The organism is Cyclobacterium salsum, assembly GCF_010119245.1.
Classification (GTDB): domain Bacteria; phylum Bacteroidota; class Bacteroidia; order Cytophagales; family Cyclobacteriaceae; genus Cyclobacterium; species Cyclobacterium salsum.
In genome coordinates this window covers 431,268-449,802 of the sequence record NZ_WNKG01000004.1, presented here as the reverse complement: position 1 = coordinate 449,802, position 18,535 = coordinate 431,268, and the positions used below count along the sequence as shown (strand labels likewise).

The following is an 18,535-nucleotide window of genomic DNA, read 5'->3' as shown; positions in this document are numbered from 1 at the left end:
ACATGAAGTTAGCCGTAGTGGGAGCCACCGGACTGGTAGGCTCGGAAATCTTGGAAGTGCTGAGTGAGCACAATTTTGCTTTCGACGAACTCTTGCTGGTCGCCTCAGAGCGATCTGCTGGGAAAAAGATTGCGTTTAAGGGAACGGATTACACGGTAATAGGCCTGAAACAGGCCGTGGCTGAAAAACCGGATATCGCCATTTTTTCCGCCGGAGGGGCTACTTCTTCGGAATGGGCACCTCAGTTTGCCGAGGCTGGAGCCATCGTGATTGATAATTCCTCTGCCTGGAGAATGGACCCTACCAAAAAACTGGTTGTTCCTGAAATCAATGGCAAGGTGTTGCGCATTGATGATCGCATCATTGCCAACCCCAACTGTTCCACCATTCAGATGGTGCTTGCCCTGGCTCCCTTGCGGGAGAAATACGGCATCAAGCGGATTGTGGTTTCTACCTACCAGTCGGTCACTGGAACGGGGAAAGATGCGGTAGACCAAATGATGGCCGAGCGAAAAGGAGAAGAGGCAACGATGGTCTACCCGTATAAAATCGACTTGAACGTATTGCCTCATATCGATGTGTTTCAGGAAAACGGCTACACCAAGGAAGAAATGAAGATGATCAATGAAACCAAAAAAATCTTTGGTGACGATAGCATTCAGGTGACCGCAACGGCGGTAAGGATACCCGTTATGGGAGGACATTCCGAGTCGGTGAACGTAGAATTCCATAAAGACTTTGACCTGGATGAGGTAAAACAACTGCTGTCCAACACCCCGGGTGTTGTGGTAGAAGATGATCCGGCCAATAACATTTACCCCATGCCATTGAATGCACATAAGAAAGACGAGGTCTTTGTAGGAAGGTTGCGGCGGGATGAGACCCAGCCGAACACGCTGAACATGTGGATTGTAGCCGATAATTTACGAAAAGGAGCTGCCACCAATGCGGTGCAGATCGCCGAGTACCTGGTGGACCACAGCATGGTATAAGTGGAGCTGGAAGCCCTATATCATCCCAAATTAATGCAGTTTGTGCAGGATCATCTTGAGGAAGATCCTGCACAATTGCTTTTACGGCATAAGGAAATCCCCGGCCTGGACATCAAGGTGGCCGCCCGACAGATTGCCATGCGGCAAAAAGCGCGGCACAAGCTGCCAGCCTGGGCGACTCACCCTTCCCTTATTTTTCCGCCTGCCCTTTCCATGGAACAATGTTCCTCCGAGGCCACGGGCAAGTATAAAAGCAGTTTGGTGCAGGGAAAAACCCTGGTAGATCTGACCGGCGGCTTTGGGGTGGATACCTTCTACCTGGGGGAAAAAATGGAGCAGGTAAGCTATGTGGAGCAGCAGGAGGAGCTGGTGGCGTTGGCCCGGCATAACCTCACCCGGTTTTTTAAAAACCAACAGGTTTCCTTTGTACACCAGGATGCCCTGGCCTTTTTGCGGCAATCCACCCTGACATTTGATTGGCTGTATGTGGATCCTGCCAGAAGGGGAAAAAGCAATCAGAAATTATTCCAATTGAAAGACCTGGAACCGGATGTGGTGAGTAATTGGACCTTGTTTCGGCAAAAAGCCAAGTCCATTATGGTAAAGGCCTCTCCCATGCTGGATATCAGGGAGGCTTGCCGGGAACTGCCCGGAATCACCCAGGTCCATGTGCTGAGTGTCAAAAACGAGGTGAAGGAGTTGTTGCTTATTAACGATGGTTCGGGCCAGCCACTAAGGATTGTCGCCGTGGAAATAAGGGAGCAGGGCCCCAGCAGCTTTACCTTTTCTCCGGAAGAGGAAGCGCAGGCAAGGCCTGAATTTTCTTTGCCAGGAAATTTTCTGGTGATTCCGTATGCTTCCATACTAAAAGCAGGAGCATTCAAATGTTTTGCCGTAAAACAAGGATTGGCCAAACTGCATGTCCACACGCATATCTACACCAGCGATCATTTTCCGGAGGGCGTGCCCGGGCGTGTTTTTAAGGTATTGGAGGAAATCCGGCTGGACAAGAAGGTATTGAAAAAGCTGTACCCGGAAGGCAAGGTCCATGTGATTTCCCGTAACCATCCCATGAAAGCGGAGGGGATTAAAAAGAAATTCCGGCTAAAGGATGGGGGCGAAGAGTTTTTGATTGCGGTTACCGTAATGGATGGAAAGACGGGGGTTTGGCGGTGTAGGATGATATGATGTGATGATGTGGTGATTTGATGATGCGGTGATGTGATGGTTTGATTTTGTAAACCTATTTCAGGACAAGACAATAAGACAGCTTCATGAGGCTTGTTTATCGGTTGATGGGCTTTAGCCGCATTCCTATGGGAGGGGGTTTTGCTATTGAATTTTGGACATCATTCGGTTACTTTTTCGGAAATAAATTCCTTGGATCAATTGCTGCTGTCTAACGCCATCCGGTATTTGCTCCGGGAAAAGGGGCAGGTGGTGTGACTCCAAAAATAGCTTGCGTCTTTTGTCTAAACAGGTCGTTAGGATTGCCCACCGATAATCGGTCTTGTTATCCGTATTTGGCAGCGATGATTTTTTGATCAATTGCCTACTGCTTTAGCGGTAGGCAATAGGGGGGGTAGTATTATTGGCTTTAGCCAAATTAGTTATCCTTGAGGGGTCCAATTCCAAATTTCACATTAAACCTACATCCGATGGATTCTTTGATATGATTGCTTACCGAATCCGGTTCGAAAACACCTGCCCTGGTATTTCTTCCATTTTGGCTGAAGCCGCGGTTTTGGAATGCAATTTTTTGGAATGGGCTAAAGCCGCATTCCTATGGAAGGGGTTTTTCTAGAATTATTTACAATTTAATGACTATTGAGGTATCCGCAAGCAGCCTAATTCGATAGTAGTATTAAGGTCCCTACGATCCACTATAGCGTCCAATCAGTAGAAAAACCCATATTTTCTCCAATTTGATAAAGGGGGTTAATGTTTTCTTTCAAGACATTTCCAAATTCATCTGGCTTTAATCTTGCAATGCCATTTAAATCATCTTTAAAGATGGTGGTGTAATCGTAAAGTAGGTTTTTATGCTTTTGGTTATTTTCTAGGAAGATTTTAAAAGCCTTATGCTGAATTTCTACAAAGGGATCCAAATATTCACTTAGGGAAGGAAAATTGTTGCCTTTTGAAGAGTTTACGGATCTTGAAGTCGGGATTAAATTCCAAAGCTGGTCATGGGTTACAAAACTCCAGGGAATAAAATGGTCGATGGAAAAGTTTTCCATCGACATTTCTTCATTGGAGTAAATACAAAAAAGATCACCATCTTCTTTAGCCACTTCCTTCCAAAAGAAAATGGCATTTGTTAGCTTTCTTAACAATGGTGGAAATATTTTTTCCGTTAACCCAGGGACGTTTGGGTTGTTCTTTTGTAAAAATCTTATAGGAATTGGTGGTATTATTAAATACGCCTGAAAGTTTTTGGATTGGAAGCGTTAGATCGGCTGGAATAGTCATAAGGGAATAAATAGTTGATTTTAAAAATTACTAAAAGTCCATTCAATTTCCAACGCTCGCCATTAAGGCGCATTTACTTTCAGTACCACGGGTATAAAGCTATTCCATTTTTTCTTTATATTCCCTTTCCAAACCAAATAACCCAAATATGAACCGAAGAGCCTTTTCAAAAAAGAGCCTGTCTGCACTGGGACTGGCGATGCTGGGAACGGAAGCCTTTTCTTTAGCCGCTCCAAAAGCCGCTGTACGCCTTGGCGGACCGCTGTTTTCCAAGCCCCAGGATCCGGAGGAATGGGTTGCCGCTTTAGGCGCCAAAGGATTCCGTGCCGCCTATTGCCCCCTTTCCCTCACGGCAAGCGCAGAGGAGATCCAGGCCTATAAATCCGCAGCCAAAAAAGCCGACATCGTCATTGCTGAAGTAGGTGCCTGGAGCAATCCCATCAGCCCGGACAAGGAGATGGCCCGGGGGGCATTCGAAAAATGTACCCAATCCCTGCAACTGGCGGAATGCATTGGCGCCAACTGCTGTGTAAATATCAGTGGGTCGAAAAACCCGGTGCACTGGGCAGGCCCTCACCAGGATAACCTGACCCGGGATACCTTTGATGAGATCGTGGAGGTGACCCGGAAAATCATCGATGAAGTGCAGCCTGAAAGGACCTATTTTGCGCTGGAACCCATGCCCTGGGCGTATCCCGATTCGGCGGACAGCTACCTGGATCTGGTACGGGCGGTAGACCGAAAGGCGTTTGGCGTTCATATGGATCCCATGAACCTGATTATCACCCCCAACTTGTACTATGGCAATGCAGCCCTGATCCGGGAATGTTTCCGGAAACTGGGACCCCATATTCGGAGTTGCCATGCCAAGGACATACAGCTCCGGGAAGATTATTACATGCCCCAATTTTCGGAAGTGCGGCCGGGCCTGGGCGTGTTGGATTACGGGGTATTCCTGCAGGAAGTTAGCCGGCTTTCGGATATTCCACTGATGATGGAACACCTGAGCTCCGAGGAGGAATACGATCTGGCCGCCAGCCACATCCGTTCGGAAGGGCAAAAGGCAGGGATAGCTGTTTAGGGCATTCCCCTTTCCAGGAAAAGCCAGAAAAGTAAAAAGATCAATGCAGGCAGCCCGTAGTACTTCAATACCAGCAGGCGATTATTGCGGTGCAAAAACCACAGCACATATACTGGCCGTATAAATCCAAGCATCAACGCAATAGCCGCCAATAGCGTCAAAATTTTAAGGCTGGCTAACAGGGTTTCCATGGCGTGTGTGCAAAAATCAATCTTTATTGAAAATAAAAAAAGGCTGTCATTTTTACGGGACAGCCTTTATTCGTTGGAATCAATTTAAGCGGATTATTTTTTCCGTTTGATCTCTTCCATTTTATATCCTTCAAAGGTATCTCCTACCTCGATATCATTGAATCCTTTGATGGAAACACCACATTCGTACCCGTTTTTCACTTCGTTTACATCGTCCTTGAAGCGTTTCAAGGCACTGATTTCTCCTTCGTGAATCACGATGCCGTCGCGAATAATCCGGATTTTATTTTTTCGGTGAATGTAGCCATCCGTCACGTAACTACCTGCTACGGTACCTACCTTGGAAATCTTAAACACTTCACGGACTTCTATATTTCCGGTAATGACTTCTTCGAACTCAGGTTCCAGCATTCCTTCAATGGCATCTTTGATCTGGTTGATCGCATCGTAGATAATGGAATAGTGTCTGATTTCGATTTCTTCCTGTTCAGCCAGGCGTTTGGCATTGGCTGATGGCCTTACCTGGAATCCCAGGATAATGGCATCCGAAGCAGAAGCCAGCAAGACATCGGACTCGGAAATCTGTCCCACACCTTGGTGGATGATGTTTACTTTTACTTCTTCCTTGGACAATTTGAGTAAGGAATCGGACAGGGCCTCTACCGAACCATCCACATCACCTTTGATAATGATGTTGAGTTCTTTAAAGCTACCAATCGCGAGTCTCCTGCCAATTTCATCCAGAGTGATGTGCTTCTTGGTTCGAAGGCTTTGTTCCCGCTGAATTTGCTCTCTTGAGTTGGCAATTTCCCGGGCTTCTCTTTCCGAATCGTAGACTTTGAATACATCTCCTGCTTGTGGGGCTCCACCAAGTCCGAGCACCTGTACCGGAGTAGAAGGACCTGCCTCCTCTTTTTTCTGTCCTAAATGATCAAACATGGCCTTTACGCGGCCATAGTGTTGGCCTGCAAGGATGGTATCTCCAATGCGAAGCGTTCCTGCCTGGACCATTACGGTGGAGACATAACCCCTTCCTTTGTCCAGGGAGGCTTCCACAACCGTTCCCACAGCGTTTTTCTTTGGATTGGCCTTGAGTTCCAGTATTTCGGATTCCAGCAATACTTTTTCGAGCAAGTCATCTATTCCGGCGCCTGTCTTGGCAGATATTTCCTGGGATTGATATTTTCCACCCCAGTCTTCTACCAACAGGTTCATATTGGCCAATTCTTCCCTGATCTTATCCGGGTTGGAATTAGGTTTGTCTACCTTGTTAATGGCAAAGATCATCGGTACGCCAGCTACTTGTGCGTGGTTAATGGCTTCTTTCGTCTGCGGCATGACATTATCATCCGCGGCGATTACGATGATGGCCACATCTGTAATTTTTGCTCCCCTGGCCCGCATGGCGGTAAAGGCTTCATGTCCGGGAGTATCCAGAAAGGCGATTTTGTGCCCGTCGGTGGTTTCCACATCATAAGCCCCGATATGCTGGGTGATTCCTCCGGCTTCGCCGTGTGTTACCTTGGATCTTCTGATATAATCCAGTAAAGAGGTTTTACCATGATCGACGTGTCCCATGATGGTTACAATGGGAGCCCTTTCGATCATCTCTTCCGGATCCTCTTCCACCTTAATTTCGGCTTCTTCTTCGTCGGATTTGGTGAATTCTACATCGTAGTTGAATTCATCGGCAATAATCGTGATGGCTTCTGCATCCAGTCGCTGGTTTATGGACACGAACATCCCTAATCCCATGCAGACGGATATTACCTCATTGACGGAGACATCCATCAGGGATGCCAGGTCATTGGCAGAAATAAATTCGGTTACTTTTAATACTTTGCTTTCCTCAGGAGCGTCGCTAACCTCTTTGGATCGATCCGAACGTTTATCCCTACGGTTTTTTCCTTTTCCTCCGGATCTACCGCCGCCTTGTAGCCTGGCGAGGGTTTGTTTGATCTGATCCTGAATTTCTTTTTGTGTCGGTTCCTCTTTCTGGAAACGAGCGTTTCCGGCACCTCTTGCGCCAGGTCTTCCCGCAGGACCCCTGTTATTACCCTTTCGGGCACCTTGCCCCGGTCCTTTTCCAGCGCCACCAGCTGCTGCAGGTCGGGCGCCTGCGGCACCGGCTGCGGGACGGTTGTCAATACGCTTTCTAGGCCGCTTCTTCTTCTCTTTATTTCGTTCATCAGAAGAGGCTACCGGCTTGGTTTTCTTCTTCGACTTGTCTTTGGGAAGTTCTATTTTTCCCAGAACGGTCAAGCCTTTCAGGGAATCTGCTTTAGCAGAAATGACCCTGTTTTCAGAGGTTTCGGCTGGTTTTTCTTCTTCTTTGGCTGGCTTTTCGGGCTCTGCTGGTTTCTTTTCTTCTGGAGCTTTCTCAGGAATAGGTTTTTGCTCCGCTGCTTCAGGCGTTGGTTCTACCGGTTTATCTTCGGCGGGTTTCGCCGCAGGGACTTCCGGTTTTTCTTTCTCAGGAGATGTTGCTTCTGGTTTTTCTTCTTTCGGCTTCTCTTCCTTTTTCTCCTCTTTTTTGCTTTCCTCAGGTTCTGGAGCGGGAGCGGCTGTTTTAGGTTCCGGCGTTTTAGGTTCCGTTTCTTTCGGTTCCGTTGCCTTTGGCTCCGCCGCTTTTGGTTTTTCCTCCTTTTTGGATTCCTCCGGTTTGGAAGGCTTCCCTTCCAAATCAATCTTACCCACTACTTTTATGCCCTGAAGCTTGGGGGCTTCGGTGGAAATTTTGTCAGTGTCTTTTTCGGAAGCAGGTTTTTCTTCCTTTGGACTGGGAGCGGGCTTTTCCGGTTCAGGTTTTTTTATCTCCTTCTCCGGTTCAGACTCAGATTCCGCCTTGATCGTAAAATTTTCATTGTGTCTTTTGCCAATGGAAAGATGGGAGGCCTCTTCCTTCTCCTGGGCAGAAGACCTAAACTCCTTGGCAAGCATATTGAAATGCTCCATGCTGATCTTAGAGTTCGGGTTTCCTTCTACCTCAAAGCCCTTCTTCGCCATGGACTCAACGATGGTCGCTACACCGACGTTGAGCTTTCTGGCTACCTGGCCTAATCGCATCATTTTTTCTTCTGACATACTAATACCTATTCCTGTATTTTATTCTAATGCAAATATAAAGGGGATAACGAATAATCTATCGTTATTTGCTATTCAAATTCTTGTTTTAATATTTTAAATACATCATCAATCGTTTCTTCTTCCAGTTCGGTTCTCCTCAATAGGTCTTCTTTGGTCAGCGCTAATACGCTTTTTGCGGTATCCAAACCTGTTTTTTTCAGTTCCGCTATGACCCAACTTTCAATTTCGTCAGAAAATTCGGACAAATCCACATCTTCCTCTTCTTCATAACCAGATAATTCCCTGAATACATCGATCTCGTAGCCGACTAAACGGCTGGCCAGGCGGATATTAAAGCCTCCCTTGCCGATGGCAAGGGATACCTGATCCGGTTTAAGGTACACGGAGATCCTTTTCTCCTCTTCGCTTACCTGAAGGGAAGATACTTTTGCCGGACTCAAGGCCCTGGATACGTATAGGTCCAGGTTTTCCGTATAATTGATAACGTCAATATTCTCATTCTGCAATTCGCGTACCACAGCATGAATTCTGCTGCCTTTCATTCCTACACAGGCCCCTACGGGATCAATGCGGTCATCGTACGACTCCACGGCAACTTTTGCTCTTTCCCCAGGCTCCCGAACGATCTTTTTGATGGTAATAAGTCCATCATATACTTCTGGCACCTCGTTTTCAAAAAGACGTTCCAGAAAGATCGGAGAAGTTCTGGACAAAATGATTCTTGGGTTACCATTGATCATTTCTACCTTATGCACAATCGCCCTTACCGTATCCCCCTTTCGGAAACGGTCTTTGGGGATTTGTTCGCTCTTAGGCATGATGAGTTCGTTTCCTTCCCCATCCATCAGTAGGATCTCTCTTCCGAGAATCTGGTAGACCTCTGCATTGATGATTTCGCCTACCAACTCTTCGTACTGATTGAAAAGCAAATCCTTTTCCAAATCCTTGATTCGCTGGATCAGGGTTTGTCGCGCCATCATCACGGCTCTTCTGCCAAAATCTTCCAATTCGATTTTTTCGTAGGCTTCTTCTCCCAGTTCAAAATCGGGTTCAATTTTCTTTGCCTCTGACAAGCTTATCTTATCGTAATCCCAGATATCCTCCGAGTTATCGTCTACAATCTCCCTGATTCGAACGATCTCCAGATCCCCTTTGTCAGCATTGATGATCACGTCAAAATTTTCATCTGTTTCGTACTTTTTGCGAATCATTGCTCGAAATACATCTTCAAGAATGCGGATCATTGTTGGTCGGTCCACATTTTTCGATCTTGCAAACTCTGCAAATGATTCAATCAGAACTTTAGCATCCATTGTTTTTATTTGAAAGAGACTACTACTATTGATTTCCTAATTTGTTCAAAGGGCAGGTCGAGACTTTCTTCAACCGCCTTTTTTCCTTTTGCTTTTTTCTTTACCAAGATGCGGATACCCCGCTGGTCCACTTCTGCCAGCTTTCCTTCGATGGTGTCGTTATTTTCCAAAGTAACTTTCAGGCTGCGACCCACATTTTTTTGATATTGCCTTCTGGAGCTCAATGGAAAATCCACCCCGGGAGATGATACCTCCATTACATAGGCGGTGTCCATTAGCTCTTTGGCCTCAATCTCTTCCCCTACTGCCCGACTGACAGCGGCACAGGTATCAATGATGACCCCCTGATCCGAATCAATTAGTATGTGAAGGGACTTTTTTGGGCCTTTTTCGACGATTTGAATGTCGACCACAAAATGGCTGGCATCCGGAAGGTGTTTTTCCACTATTTCCTCTATCGTTTGCCTCAAATTCATATCTTTTTGCTTACTTGCCCCAAGGATTTCCCTCCAAATTGATTCATAATGAAAGAGGGGACTGCTTGTCCCCTCTAAGATCACTAATGAATTCTAGCACAAATGTAATAAAATTATTTTCCTAAAAAAAGTATTGAAAGTTTGATAAATTTGCCCCATGCATTCAAAAAAGTTAAAAATATACAATACCCTGTCCAGAAACAAAGAGCTTTTCGAGCCCCTTCGCCCTCCCCATGTGGGGATGTATGTATGCGGTCCGACCGTATACGGCGATGCTCACCTGGGACATGCCCGGGCAGCGGTGACCTTTGACGCAGTGTATCGTTACCTTTCTTTTTTGGGGTATAAGGTCAGGTATGTACGGAATATTACGGATGTGGGGCATCTGGAGGCCGATGCCGACGAAGGGGAGGATAAAATAGCCAAAAAGGCCAAACTAGAACAACTGGAACCCATGGAGGTAGCCCAGCAATACGCCACTTCCTATCACCGGGACATGGAGTTGCTAAACACCATCCGGCCCAGTATCGAGCCGCGCGCCACGGGACACATCCCGGAACAAATCCAATTGGTGGCGCAAATCCTTAAGGAAGGATTGGCCTACGAGGTCAATGGCAGTGTTTATTTCGACGTGCTCAAATACAATGAAACCACCAAATACGGGCGACTGTCTGGAAGGGTGGTAGAAGAGCTGATGAGTGGTAGCAGGGAATTAGATGGCCAATCGGAAAAAAGAAACCCCCTGGATTTTGCCCTATGGAAGAAAGCCTCGCCCGAACACCTGATGAAATGGGAAGCTCCCTGGAGCCTGGGGTTTCCGGGTTGGCACCTGGAATGTACCGCCATGAGCTCCAAATATCTGGGAAATCAATTTGATATTCATGGTGGCGGAATGGACCTGATGTTTCCCCATCACGAGTGTGAAATAGCCCAGGGAAACGCCTGCCACCACACCGATCCTGCCAAGTACTGGCTGCACAACAATATGATTACTATCAATGGGCAAAAAATGGGTAAGTCCCTGGGGAATTTCATTACCCTACAGCAATTGTTCCTTGGGGATCACGACAGGCTGGAGCAGGCTTACAGTCCCATGACCGTTCGGTATTTTATTCTCACTGCCCATTACCGCTCGACCCTGGACTTTTCCAATCAGGCCCTGCAATCTGCCCAAAAAGGCTACAAGAAGCTTATTAATGGGTTCCGAATCGCAAATGGTCTGGTGTATAGTGAAGATGGCGATGTTTCTATAGATGAAATACAGGTCGGTCAGGTTCGGCAAAACATCGATGCTGCCTATGCCGCTATGGATGATGATTTCAATACCGCACAGGCAATCGGACACCTGTTCAACCTCTTGAAAAAAATCAATAGTTTGTACACCGGACAACTGCATCCCGCTCAGTTGGGGGAAGAAGCGTTTAATGAATTGATTCAGACATATCGTTCCTTCATTTCGGAAATTTTGGGCCTTAAGGAAGAAAAGGGAGACAATCAGGAGCAACTGCTTCAGGTCATACTGGATTTGTACAGTCGTGCCAAAACAGCCAGAGATTACCAAAAAGTAGACCAGATCCGGGCGGGATTAAAAGATGCCGGTCTGATCATTAAGGATATGAAAGATAAAATAGATTGGGGATATGAAGAATAGTACCTGGATAATTCTTTTGGGATGGGTCCTCTGGTCCTGTGGCGAACAGCGAATATCGGAAGAAAAAGCCGAGGAAGAATTTACCGCCAAGCCATTCCCCTCCTTCAATGCGGATTCGGCTTACGCCTTTATCCAAAAGCAGGTGGACTTTGGTCCTCGGGTGCCCAATACTCCGGCCCACCGGGAAACGGGAGACTGGTTGGTGCAAATGTTGGAAGGATATGGTTTTTCGGTAACTGAACAGGAATTCACGGCCACGGCCTATGACGGCAAAGAGTTGGAGCTGACCAATATTATCGGAAGTTTTCGGCCGGAGGCGAGCAAACGAATTCTATTGGCAGCCCACTGGGATACCCGTAGAATCGCGGATAAGGATACAGAGCGTATCGATCAACCCATAGACGGAGCCAATGATGGGGGCAGCGGCGTGGGGGTCCTGCTGGAAATAGCCCGTGTGTTACATACCGACAGCCTGAAACCAGATGTAGGGATTGATATGGTGTTTTTTGACGGGGAAGACGATGGCGAACCGGAACACCAAAACTTCAGGGATGGCAGCCAGGTCTGGTGGTGTTTGGGTTCGCAGCACTGGTCCAAAAACCCCCATTCCCGGGGGTATACTGCCTACTACGGGATTTTGCTGGATATGGTGGGAGGCAAGAACGCCCGGTTCCACAAGGAAGGATACTCCATGCAGTATGCTAAAAATCTGGTGGATAAGGTTTGGGATTATGCGCACCGGCTGGGACATGGTAATTTCTTTCCTATGAGGCGGACGGAAGCCATCACAGACGACCACCTATTCGTCAATCAGGATGCCAATATCCCCATGATTAATATCATCGAATACAGTCCGGATTATGGTTTTGGTCATTACCATCATACCCACGAGGACAACATGGACCTGATCGATAGAAAGACCCTATCGGTTGTCGGGGAAACGGTTTTATTTACGGTATACCAGGAAGAATAAGTTCTCTTAAAATCGCTTTTTATGTCGCTTATCAACCAGATTCACACTGTATTTACGAAAAAATTTGGATCCCAGCCCCTGCTGGTTCGTTCGCCGGGAAGAATAAACCTGATCGGGGAGCATACCGATTATAATGAGGGCTTTGTGTTACCGGCGGCCATCGATAAATACATCTACCTGGGTTTCGCCAAAAATGCTACCGGGACTTGCCGGGTTTATTCCCTGGATTTCGAAGAAGAGGAAACCTTTTCCCTGAATGAATTAAAGCCCCGTAGAGGCTGGATCAACTTTGTCATGGGAGTGGCAGCGCAACTGCTACAGGCAGGACATAAACTGGAAGGCTTTGATTGTGTTTTTGGAGGTGATATTCCCATTGGTGCGGGCTTGTCTTCCTCTGCCGCCCTGGAAAATGGTGTGGGCCTGGGATTGTCGGAGTTATTTGAGCTGCACATTGAGAAGTCGGATCTGGTCCGGTATTCGCAACAAGCAGAGCATGCCTTTGCTGGTGTCAATTGTGGCATCATGGATATGTTTGCTTCCATGATGGGTAAAAAGGATCAAGTGATCAGACTTGATTGTCGTTCGCTGGAGCATTTCTACTTCCCGCTGGAACTCGGGGATTTTCAATTGCTCCTTTGTAACACCAAAGTAGCCCATACCTTGGCGGAATCAGCCTATAATAAAAGAAGGGAAGAATGTCAGGAGGGTGTCAACCGGGTAAAGCAGCAGTTTCCCGAAGTGAATAGTCTCCGGGATGTTACTCCTCAAATGCTGGAAAAGGCAAAAGGGGAAATGGCTCCCCTGGTTTACCAGCGTTGCGCTTATGTGATCTGGGAGAACGAACGGGTGATAACTACCAGCAATGCCCTTGCTCATGATGACCTTGAAGCGGTTGGCCACCTGCTTTACGGCTCTCATAAGGGACTTTCTGAAGCGTATGAAGTCAGCTGTCCGGAACTTGATTTTTTAGTGGACTATACCCGAAACCTGTCCTATGTGTTAGGTGCCAGGATGATGGGTGGCGGATTCGGAGGTTGTACCCTAAATCTCCTAAAGAAATCTGCTACAAAGGAATTTATAGCTTCCATTACAGGGGCTTACCTGGAGAAATTTGGCCTGCAACTGGAAACCTATGAGGTCAACGTTGCGGAAGGGACGGAAATAGTTGAGCTTTAAGGCCTAGGCTTACATACGGTTTTCTGACCATCCCTTAATTAAGGCAATCCCCCTTAGGAGGATTTTTTTAATCAAAAACTAAAATTTATCTACAGGGGGTGGGTCATTATCACTATTTATGCTCACTTTTTCTGCGCTGAATTAGCTAAGTGGTATAAGAGGTGAACAACGAACTTCGGCAGACTGACCGGGGAAGCATTTATCCCTTGGTTGGCGGCGTTTTTATCCTTGAGTTAGGAGCTTTCAGTTGTTTATAAACGAAAAGTTAAGTCAGCTCTTGTTCGTAATATGTTACCCAAAACCCGGTTTTTATGCCTGTACGGCCCATATTTGTTTTTATATTAAAAATAGTTGTTAGTTTTACTGACCGTTGGAAGGCAAATAGAGTGCATGGTGCACTTTAGCCGTACGTTATGCTCAATACCTCTAGATTATGGATCTTCCTAAATACAAACGTTCGAATCAAACTGGTCGGAAAGGCTTGAATGAGTTGAAGATAATCGTTGAAGAACAATTGGGCTGGATTCTTAGGCCTAACCATCAAGAAGATGACTTTGGAATAGACGGATACTTGGATATAATTGATGGTGAAAATGTATCAGGGAAATCAATAGCCTTTCAATCCAAAACTGGACAATCGTATCTGAATGAACTTGATGAGAATCATTGGTTATTCAGAGATAGTTTTGAACACCTAAATTACTATCTCAACCTTGATATTCCGGTGCTCATAATTTTGGTTGATGACGTTAACAAAATCGTGTATTGGGAAATCTGCAAGGGTGAATACACCAGCCGGACAGGTCAGTCTTGGACAATCCCAATTCCCAAAAATCAACAACTTAACTCAGAATCAAAGACAGCTCTTCGCAACTTAGTTTCTCGAACCGTTGATTATACTTCACAGTTAGAGAGCTATTGGGACGGCAATAAACTATTAACAGATTCTGGTCACATCTTGCTAATTGTTGAAAGAGACGATATCATAGATTTAAATTATGACCCATTAATAGAATTTCTTACCAGAGCATGTTCTAATAAGCAACTACTTGCCCATTTGTGCGAGAAAATTGAGATTGGCATTCATGGATATGATAACCAAACCAAGGAACTACATGAAATTGAAGGAGTAAGAATTTGGGTCAGGCAAATTTTCTTTAGAGTTCCTGGATTGACCTACTTTCTATGTAACCACGAATACTCTCAATTCCTCAAACTATTCATGTTCTGCCAAATTGAATTCGATATAGTCCCAAATAGTCAAATAAACGTCGGGAAAATCATCCGAAAAAAAGTGACTTTTGAGACAAATCAACTGAAGAACATCTTTACAGTTATATTTTCTGACCTTAACGATTTCACTGAAACATTCAAGATTGATTTGAAGATCAACGAACGAATTTCAAAGAACATTCTTAAATGCCTATCTGGAGAAGAAATCCCTGATGAATAAGAAAGAGCATAACAGGCGCTAAGCCCAATCGGCTTACTTATTTAATTGCAAAGAGTACCTGAATCCGATACATTTGAGTTTTTTGAAAGGCTAAGCCGACTGTGCTTAGCTGATCGTTAAGTACCAAAATCAAATAAATCGTCCTGTTCTAGAAATAATGGGTGAAATAAATAGTTTAGACCTGGATATACCCGCTGAATTAAAAGCGCTAAGTAGTTCTGGTTTTCTCTTTCCAATTGCTTACCTTGGTAGTAGCCCCATTTTTGAGTATCACCCCCCCCCCAAACAAAAATGAAACTACACACCTACCTACTTTTGCTATCAGGCATACTTGTTTCTGCCTGTAGTTGTCCGAAAAACAATTCGGGCGAATCTGTAAAACAAGCAATTGCGGCGGAAATCACCCATTCATTTTTTATCGCAGGTCCCGACTTTACGGGAATTTTGGGCGAGTCAGGAGAAATCCTATGGGATGCTGAACGTCCAGGTGCGAGAGATGGATATGTTTTGGATAATGGACATGTATTGATCTGCTGGTCAGAAGAAGTACTTGAGTTTGACAAGGATAAAAAGGTCGTATTTCGATATGAAAAGTCAGCGTTAAACAAAGAATTAGGTACGACTGTTCGTCTGGATAATGGCCATACCCTCATTACAGAATTAGGAGATACCCCTCGAATATTGGAGGTAAATCAAGCGGGAGAGATAGCTGTAGCGGTTCCTTTGCAACCTGAAACCGACAATGCACATATGCAAACCCGTATGGCTCGAAAATTAGCCAACGGAAACTATCTCGTTCCCCATTTATTGGCGTTTGCAGTTAAAGAATATAGCCCTTCAGGCGATGTATTACAGACTTTCCGTACAGATTTACCCGAATTAGGTGGTCGGGAAGCCAGAAACTGGCCATTTACAGCGATTCGTCTTGCGAACGGTAATACCCTGATCAATTTAACGAATGGGAATAAAACCGTTGAGGTGGATGCTGCTGGAAAAGTAGTTTGGAAAGTAAGCAATGAAGATTTTGCAGGAAACCCTTTTCAAGATCCTTGTGGTGCCCAGCGTTTACCCAATGGAAATACGGTGATTGCGAGCTATGGAGCGAAAGAGGGGATCAAACTCTTTGAGTTAACACCTGAAAAAGAAATGGTCTGGAAGTACGAAGGGGTGAATAGAGTTCATCATTTTCAGGTATTAACAACGAATGGACAAGCCCTCAAGGGAACCCCTTTGAAATAAGCGGCAGAGAAGGTCCCTTAGGGTAAGGGAATTTAAAAATTAGGAAGGATTTGCCTTTTTTGAAAACTTAAAACTCCCGATTCTTCCTTCTTTGATGTATTTGGTGCAGGTGTGGTATTGCCAGGAGACGAAACGGGTAGTCCTTATCATCAGGCAAAGGCTGCAATCATACAGGTAGAAAATGAATTGGTATAATACTGCCCTATTATTGGACCGACAATATAGGTTGTTAAGTTAAATTAGTTGAACCTAAATCGCTCCTTAGTTTTCCTGATTTCCTGCTGCTATCCTAACAGCCTTTTTATACCTTTTTTCGGTTTCTGTCTCGTAGTATACTGCGCTTTTTTGTTATAATAAGCCATGTGGTTTATAGGTAGTCCCAAAACCTAAACGGCAGGGCTTTGGTCATTTCTTTTCTTTGGGAAACTTATAAAAAAATTAGAACATAATTTCTTACATTAGACGGGAATACAAAGAAATTATCAAAAGTTCATAGCACAGAGTATCAGGTAATAACGCTGAAGGATTGGAAACATCAGTGCATTGAGTAACGCTCGGTACCCATACATTATGGCAGCAAATAGAAAAAAACTACTATCAACTGTACAAATAAATTTTTTACACTAAAGAGAAACTAGTATGACCAAAGCAGAACTAAACAACCCCGATTTTCCATCTATTATTGCTGAACCCATTTGGGATAATGAAGTTCAATGGTTTTTCAGGGAGGACTATGACGTACCTCATATGAAAGGTATTATTGATCTCGCTAGCTACCAAGAGGTTAGTAGCTTGAGTGCGAAAATATATTACTACGTATATTATAAAATGATGCCGGCGCCCTGGGGACCAAAACCAACTCCCTGGAACGAAAATAAGGCCTTCTCATTTCGTAATTGGCTTACTCACGGATGCCCCAAAGATCAAGCAGCTTTGAATGCATTCAAAAAGAACCAAGCTGCTATTGCCGAAGATACGAGCCTGCGTCAGAGGAAAAACGTAAATGATATTCAAGGGGTTGAAAAGGAAAACCTCATCAAAGCCTTTCAGGGCATCATGGATTTGGATAACAATGATCCAAATAGTTTTTACCAATTAGGAGGAATCCATTGGTATCCAGCCCCAACCTATTGTGAACATCATATTCATCCATTTTTAGCTTGGCATCGGGCATATATTCTTCAATTTGAAAATGCATTACGCTCTATTCCCGGATGTGAGGATGTGACCCTTCCTTATTGGGACATTTCGGATGATCGATATCCTGAAATCTTCTCGGAAGGACCATTCGCTACGTTTAAAGTGCCTCAGGAGTTTATAAATCAGTACCCGCAGGAGGTTAAAAATGGATCACTAAAGGCAGATGGAAGTATTATTCGGAATGATGCTGCCACCTACAATGAGGAAAAATGGAAATACCTCAGAGATGCCACCCACGATCCTACAAATACGAATAAAGTATATCTTGATAAAATTATTCAATTTCCAACATGGAATGCCTTTAATGGATTAACTAATACAGGAGTATATGTTGCATCAGAATCATTGATGCATGCACATGATATGATCCACAACTGCAACGGGGCTACTACTGCAAATCAGGATGTAACTGGTTTTGAACCCGTTTTTTGGTTATTCCATGCAAACTGGGATCGTTTGATGTGGCAATGGCAAAAATTACACCATACGACCAACGTGGATGATTTTAAGAAAAATGTCAAAGCTTGTGGCGATACTACCGATTGGATTGACGGAGTTGGATTAAATATTATGGATCCCTTTACGAAAACGTTAGGACTTACAGTGGATCAGACCATCGATCTCACTAAAATGGGAGTCAACTATGTGGAGCCTCCACTTCCGCTAACGAAGCCTGAAAATTTTTCAGCCGATGAAATGTCTTCACATCGTAGTGCTAATAAAGGCCAATCCAACAAAAATGAGTTTACACTAAGCCATATGTCTTATGTATCTCTCAGAGTGAAAGATGTAAATCGCTTAAAAATACCTGGTTCGTTTACAGTTTCCTTGTATTTAGGAGGGGAATTACTACAAAGGAGATTCTTCTTTCAGGCTACAGAACCAGGGAATTGTGCTAATTGTGTGAAACAAGCACTTGTGAGCTTTGATTTTGAATTTGAAAACGAAAGACTGCAAAAAGCAGACGGAAAAGTAAAGGTCGAGATACAACTTTCACGTATGGACGAGGAAGGTAACCGCCCTGTGATTCCTTTTAGGGAAATAGGCAATCCTACTATCAATATTCGCCTCATACATTAAGCGAATACTATCTACTAGTGTAAAGAAATGAAGTAGATAGGCCAGGATAAAAAGCTTAAATTCCTCAGGGTAGTGAAAACTATGGTGTCTGTTAGTATTTATGGAGCCGATGCTGCTTTGGGTTGTTTGAATGGAGAGCCTATAGGGCTTC

Annotated in this window: 14 protein-coding genes; 9 read left to right on the top strand and 5 right to left on the bottom strand. The window is 44.9% G+C overall.

Annotated elements, in window-relative coordinates; translation table 11 throughout:
* The first annotated feature begins 2 nt into the window (after positions 1–2).
* Together GJS45_RS09200 and GJS45_RS09195 are read left to right on the top strand one after the other, a co-directional pair.
* On the top strand, positions 3–992 hold the full coding sequence (locus tag GJS45_RS09200) for an aspartate-semialdehyde dehydrogenase (RefSeq protein ID WP_162341180.1): 990 nt from the start codon (positions 3–5) through the stop codon (positions 990–992).
* Positions 993–1,025: 33 nt separating this feature from the next.
* A complete protein-coding gene (locus tag GJS45_RS09195) occupies positions 1,026–2,180 on the top strand; it encodes a THUMP-like domain-containing protein (protein WP_162341179.1) in 1,155 nt (384 codons plus the stop codon).
* A gap of 695 nt (positions 2,181–2,875) precedes the next feature.
* Here GJS45_RS09195 and GJS45_RS09190 read toward each other — a convergent pair.
* Positions 2,876–3,286, bottom strand: coding sequence for an HNH endonuclease domain-containing protein (locus GJS45_RS09190; protein WP_162341178.1), 411 nt, complete (start codon positions 3,284–3,286; stop codon positions 2,876–2,878).
* A gap of 326 nt (positions 3,287–3,612) precedes the next feature.
* On the opposite strand from GJS45_RS09190, the gene GJS45_RS09185 reads away from it, so the two are divergent.
* Positions 3,613–4,545 carry a sugar phosphate isomerase/epimerase family protein gene (locus tag GJS45_RS09185; RefSeq protein WP_162341177.1) on the top strand — a complete coding sequence of 311 codons (933 nt, stop codon included), beginning with the start codon at positions 3,613–3,615 and terminating at the stop codon, positions 4,543–4,545.
* Here GJS45_RS09185 and GJS45_RS09180 read toward each other — a convergent pair.
* The 4 genes from GJS45_RS09180 to GJS45_RS09165 all read right to left on the bottom strand — a co-directional run bounded on the left by GJS45_RS09180 (position 4,542) and on the right by GJS45_RS09165 (position 9,612).
* A complete protein-coding gene (locus GJS45_RS09180) occupies positions 4,542–4,736 on the bottom strand; it encodes a hypothetical protein (RefSeq protein ID WP_162341176.1) in 195 nt (64 codons plus the stop codon). The genes GJS45_RS09185 and GJS45_RS09180 overlap by 4 nt on opposite strands.
* Before the next feature lie 93 nt (positions 4,737–4,829).
* On the bottom strand, positions 4,830–7,820 hold the full coding sequence (infB, locus tag GJS45_RS09175) for a translation initiation factor IF-2 (RefSeq protein ID WP_162341175.1): 2,991 nt from the start codon (positions 7,818–7,820) through the stop codon (positions 4,830–4,832).
* Positions 7,821–7,891: 71 nt separating this feature from the next.
* On the bottom strand, positions 7,892–9,136 hold the full coding sequence (gene nusA / locus GJS45_RS09170) for a transcription termination factor NusA (RefSeq protein WP_162341174.1): 1,245 nt from the start codon (positions 9,134–9,136) through the stop codon (positions 7,892–7,894).
* 5 nt (positions 9,137–9,141) lie between these two features.
* A complete protein-coding gene (locus GJS45_RS09165; protein ID WP_162341173.1) occupies positions 9,142–9,612 on the bottom strand; it encodes a ribosome maturation factor RimP in 471 nt (156 codons plus the stop codon).
* 157 nt (positions 9,613–9,769) lie between these two features.
* Here GJS45_RS09165 and cysS point away from each other — a divergent pair, with 157 nt between their 5' ends.
* From cysS to GJS45_RS09135, 6 genes are all read left to right on the top strand, one after another.
* Entirely contained in the window at positions 9,770–11,263 is a 1,494-nt protein-coding gene (gene cysS, locus GJS45_RS09160; RefSeq protein ID WP_162341172.1) for a cysteine--tRNA ligase, read from the top strand.
* The gene (locus tag GJS45_RS09155; protein ID WP_162341171.1) at positions 11,253–12,236 is read left to right on the top strand and encodes a M28 family peptidase; all 984 of its coding nucleotides are present in this window, start codon (positions 11,253–11,255) and stop codon (positions 12,234–12,236) included. Before cysS ends, GJS45_RS09155 begins: the two co-directional genes overlap by 11 nt.
* A 21-nt stretch (positions 12,237–12,257) precedes the next feature.
* Positions 12,258–13,412 carry a galactokinase gene (gene galK / locus GJS45_RS09150; RefSeq protein ID WP_162341170.1) on the top strand — a complete coding sequence of 385 codons (1,155 nt, stop codon included), beginning with the start codon at positions 12,258–12,260 and terminating at the stop codon, positions 13,410–13,412.
* A 433-nt stretch (positions 13,413–13,845) separates the two neighbouring features.
* Positions 13,846–14,865 (top strand): DUF4365 domain-containing protein, encoded by a 1,020-nt coding sequence (locus GJS45_RS09145; RefSeq protein ID WP_162341169.1) that lies wholly within the window; start codon positions 13,846–13,848, stop codon positions 14,863–14,865.
* Positions 14,866–15,156: 291 nt separating this feature from the next.
* Positions 15,157–16,104 carry a beta-propeller domain-containing protein gene (locus tag GJS45_RS09140; protein WP_162341168.1) on the top strand — a complete coding sequence of 316 codons (948 nt, stop codon included), beginning with the start codon at positions 15,157–15,159 and terminating at the stop codon, positions 16,102–16,104.
* A gap of 639 nt (positions 16,105–16,743) precedes the next feature.
* Positions 16,744–18,384 carry a tyrosinase family protein gene (locus GJS45_RS09135; RefSeq protein WP_162341167.1) on the top strand — a complete coding sequence of 547 codons (1,641 nt, stop codon included), beginning with the start codon at positions 16,744–16,746 and terminating at the stop codon, positions 18,382–18,384.
* The last annotated feature ends 151 nt before the right edge of the window (positions 18,385–18,535 follow it).

What these genes read in the sequence shown, in the direction of transcription:
- infB (WP_162341175.1), bottom strand. Translation starts at nt 7,820, where the DNA reads ATGTCAGAAGAAAAAATGATGCGATTAGGCCAGGTAGCCAGAAAGCTC.
- nusA (WP_162341174.1), bottom strand. Translation starts at nt 9,136, where the DNA reads ATGGATGCTAAAGTTCTGATTGAATCATTTGCAGAGTTTGCAAGATCG.
- GJS45_RS09155 (WP_162341171.1), top strand. Translation starts at nt 11,253, where the DNA reads ATGAAGAATAGTACCTGGATAATTCTTTTGGGATGGGTCCTCTGGTCC.
- GJS45_RS09185 (WP_162341177.1), top strand. Translation starts at nt 3,613, where the DNA reads ATGAACCGAAGAGCCTTTTCAAAAAAGAGCCTGTCTGCACTGGGACTG.
- GJS45_RS09200 (WP_162341180.1), top strand. Translation starts at nt 3, where the DNA reads ATGAAGTTAGCCGTAGTGGGAGCCACCGGACTGGTAGGCTCGGAAATC.
- cysS (WP_162341172.1), top strand. Translation starts at nt 9,770, where the DNA reads ATGCATTCAAAAAAGTTAAAAATATACAATACCCTGTCCAGAAACAAA.
- GJS45_RS09140 (WP_162341168.1), top strand. Translation starts at nt 15,157, where the DNA reads ATGAAACTACACACCTACCTACTTTTGCTATCAGGCATACTTGTTTCT.
- GJS45_RS09180 (WP_162341176.1), bottom strand. Translation starts at nt 4,736, where the DNA reads ATGGAAACCCTGTTAGCCAGCCTTAAAATTTTGACGCTATTGGCGGCT.
- GJS45_RS09165 (WP_162341173.1), bottom strand. Translation starts at nt 9,612, where the DNA reads ATGAATTTGAGGCAAACGATAGAGGAAATAGTGGAAAAACACCTTCCG.
- GJS45_RS09195 (WP_162341179.1), top strand. Translation starts at nt 1,026, where the DNA reads ATGCAGTTTGTGCAGGATCATCTTGAGGAAGATCCTGCACAATTGCTT.
- GJS45_RS09145 (WP_162341169.1), top strand. Translation starts at nt 13,846, where the DNA reads ATGGATCTTCCTAAATACAAACGTTCGAATCAAACTGGTCGGAAAGGC.
- galK (WP_162341170.1), top strand. Translation starts at nt 12,258, where the DNA reads ATGTCGCTTATCAACCAGATTCACACTGTATTTACGAAAAAATTTGGA.
- GJS45_RS09135 (WP_162341167.1), top strand. Translation starts at nt 16,744, where the DNA reads ATGACCAAAGCAGAACTAAACAACCCCGATTTTCCATCTATTATTGCT.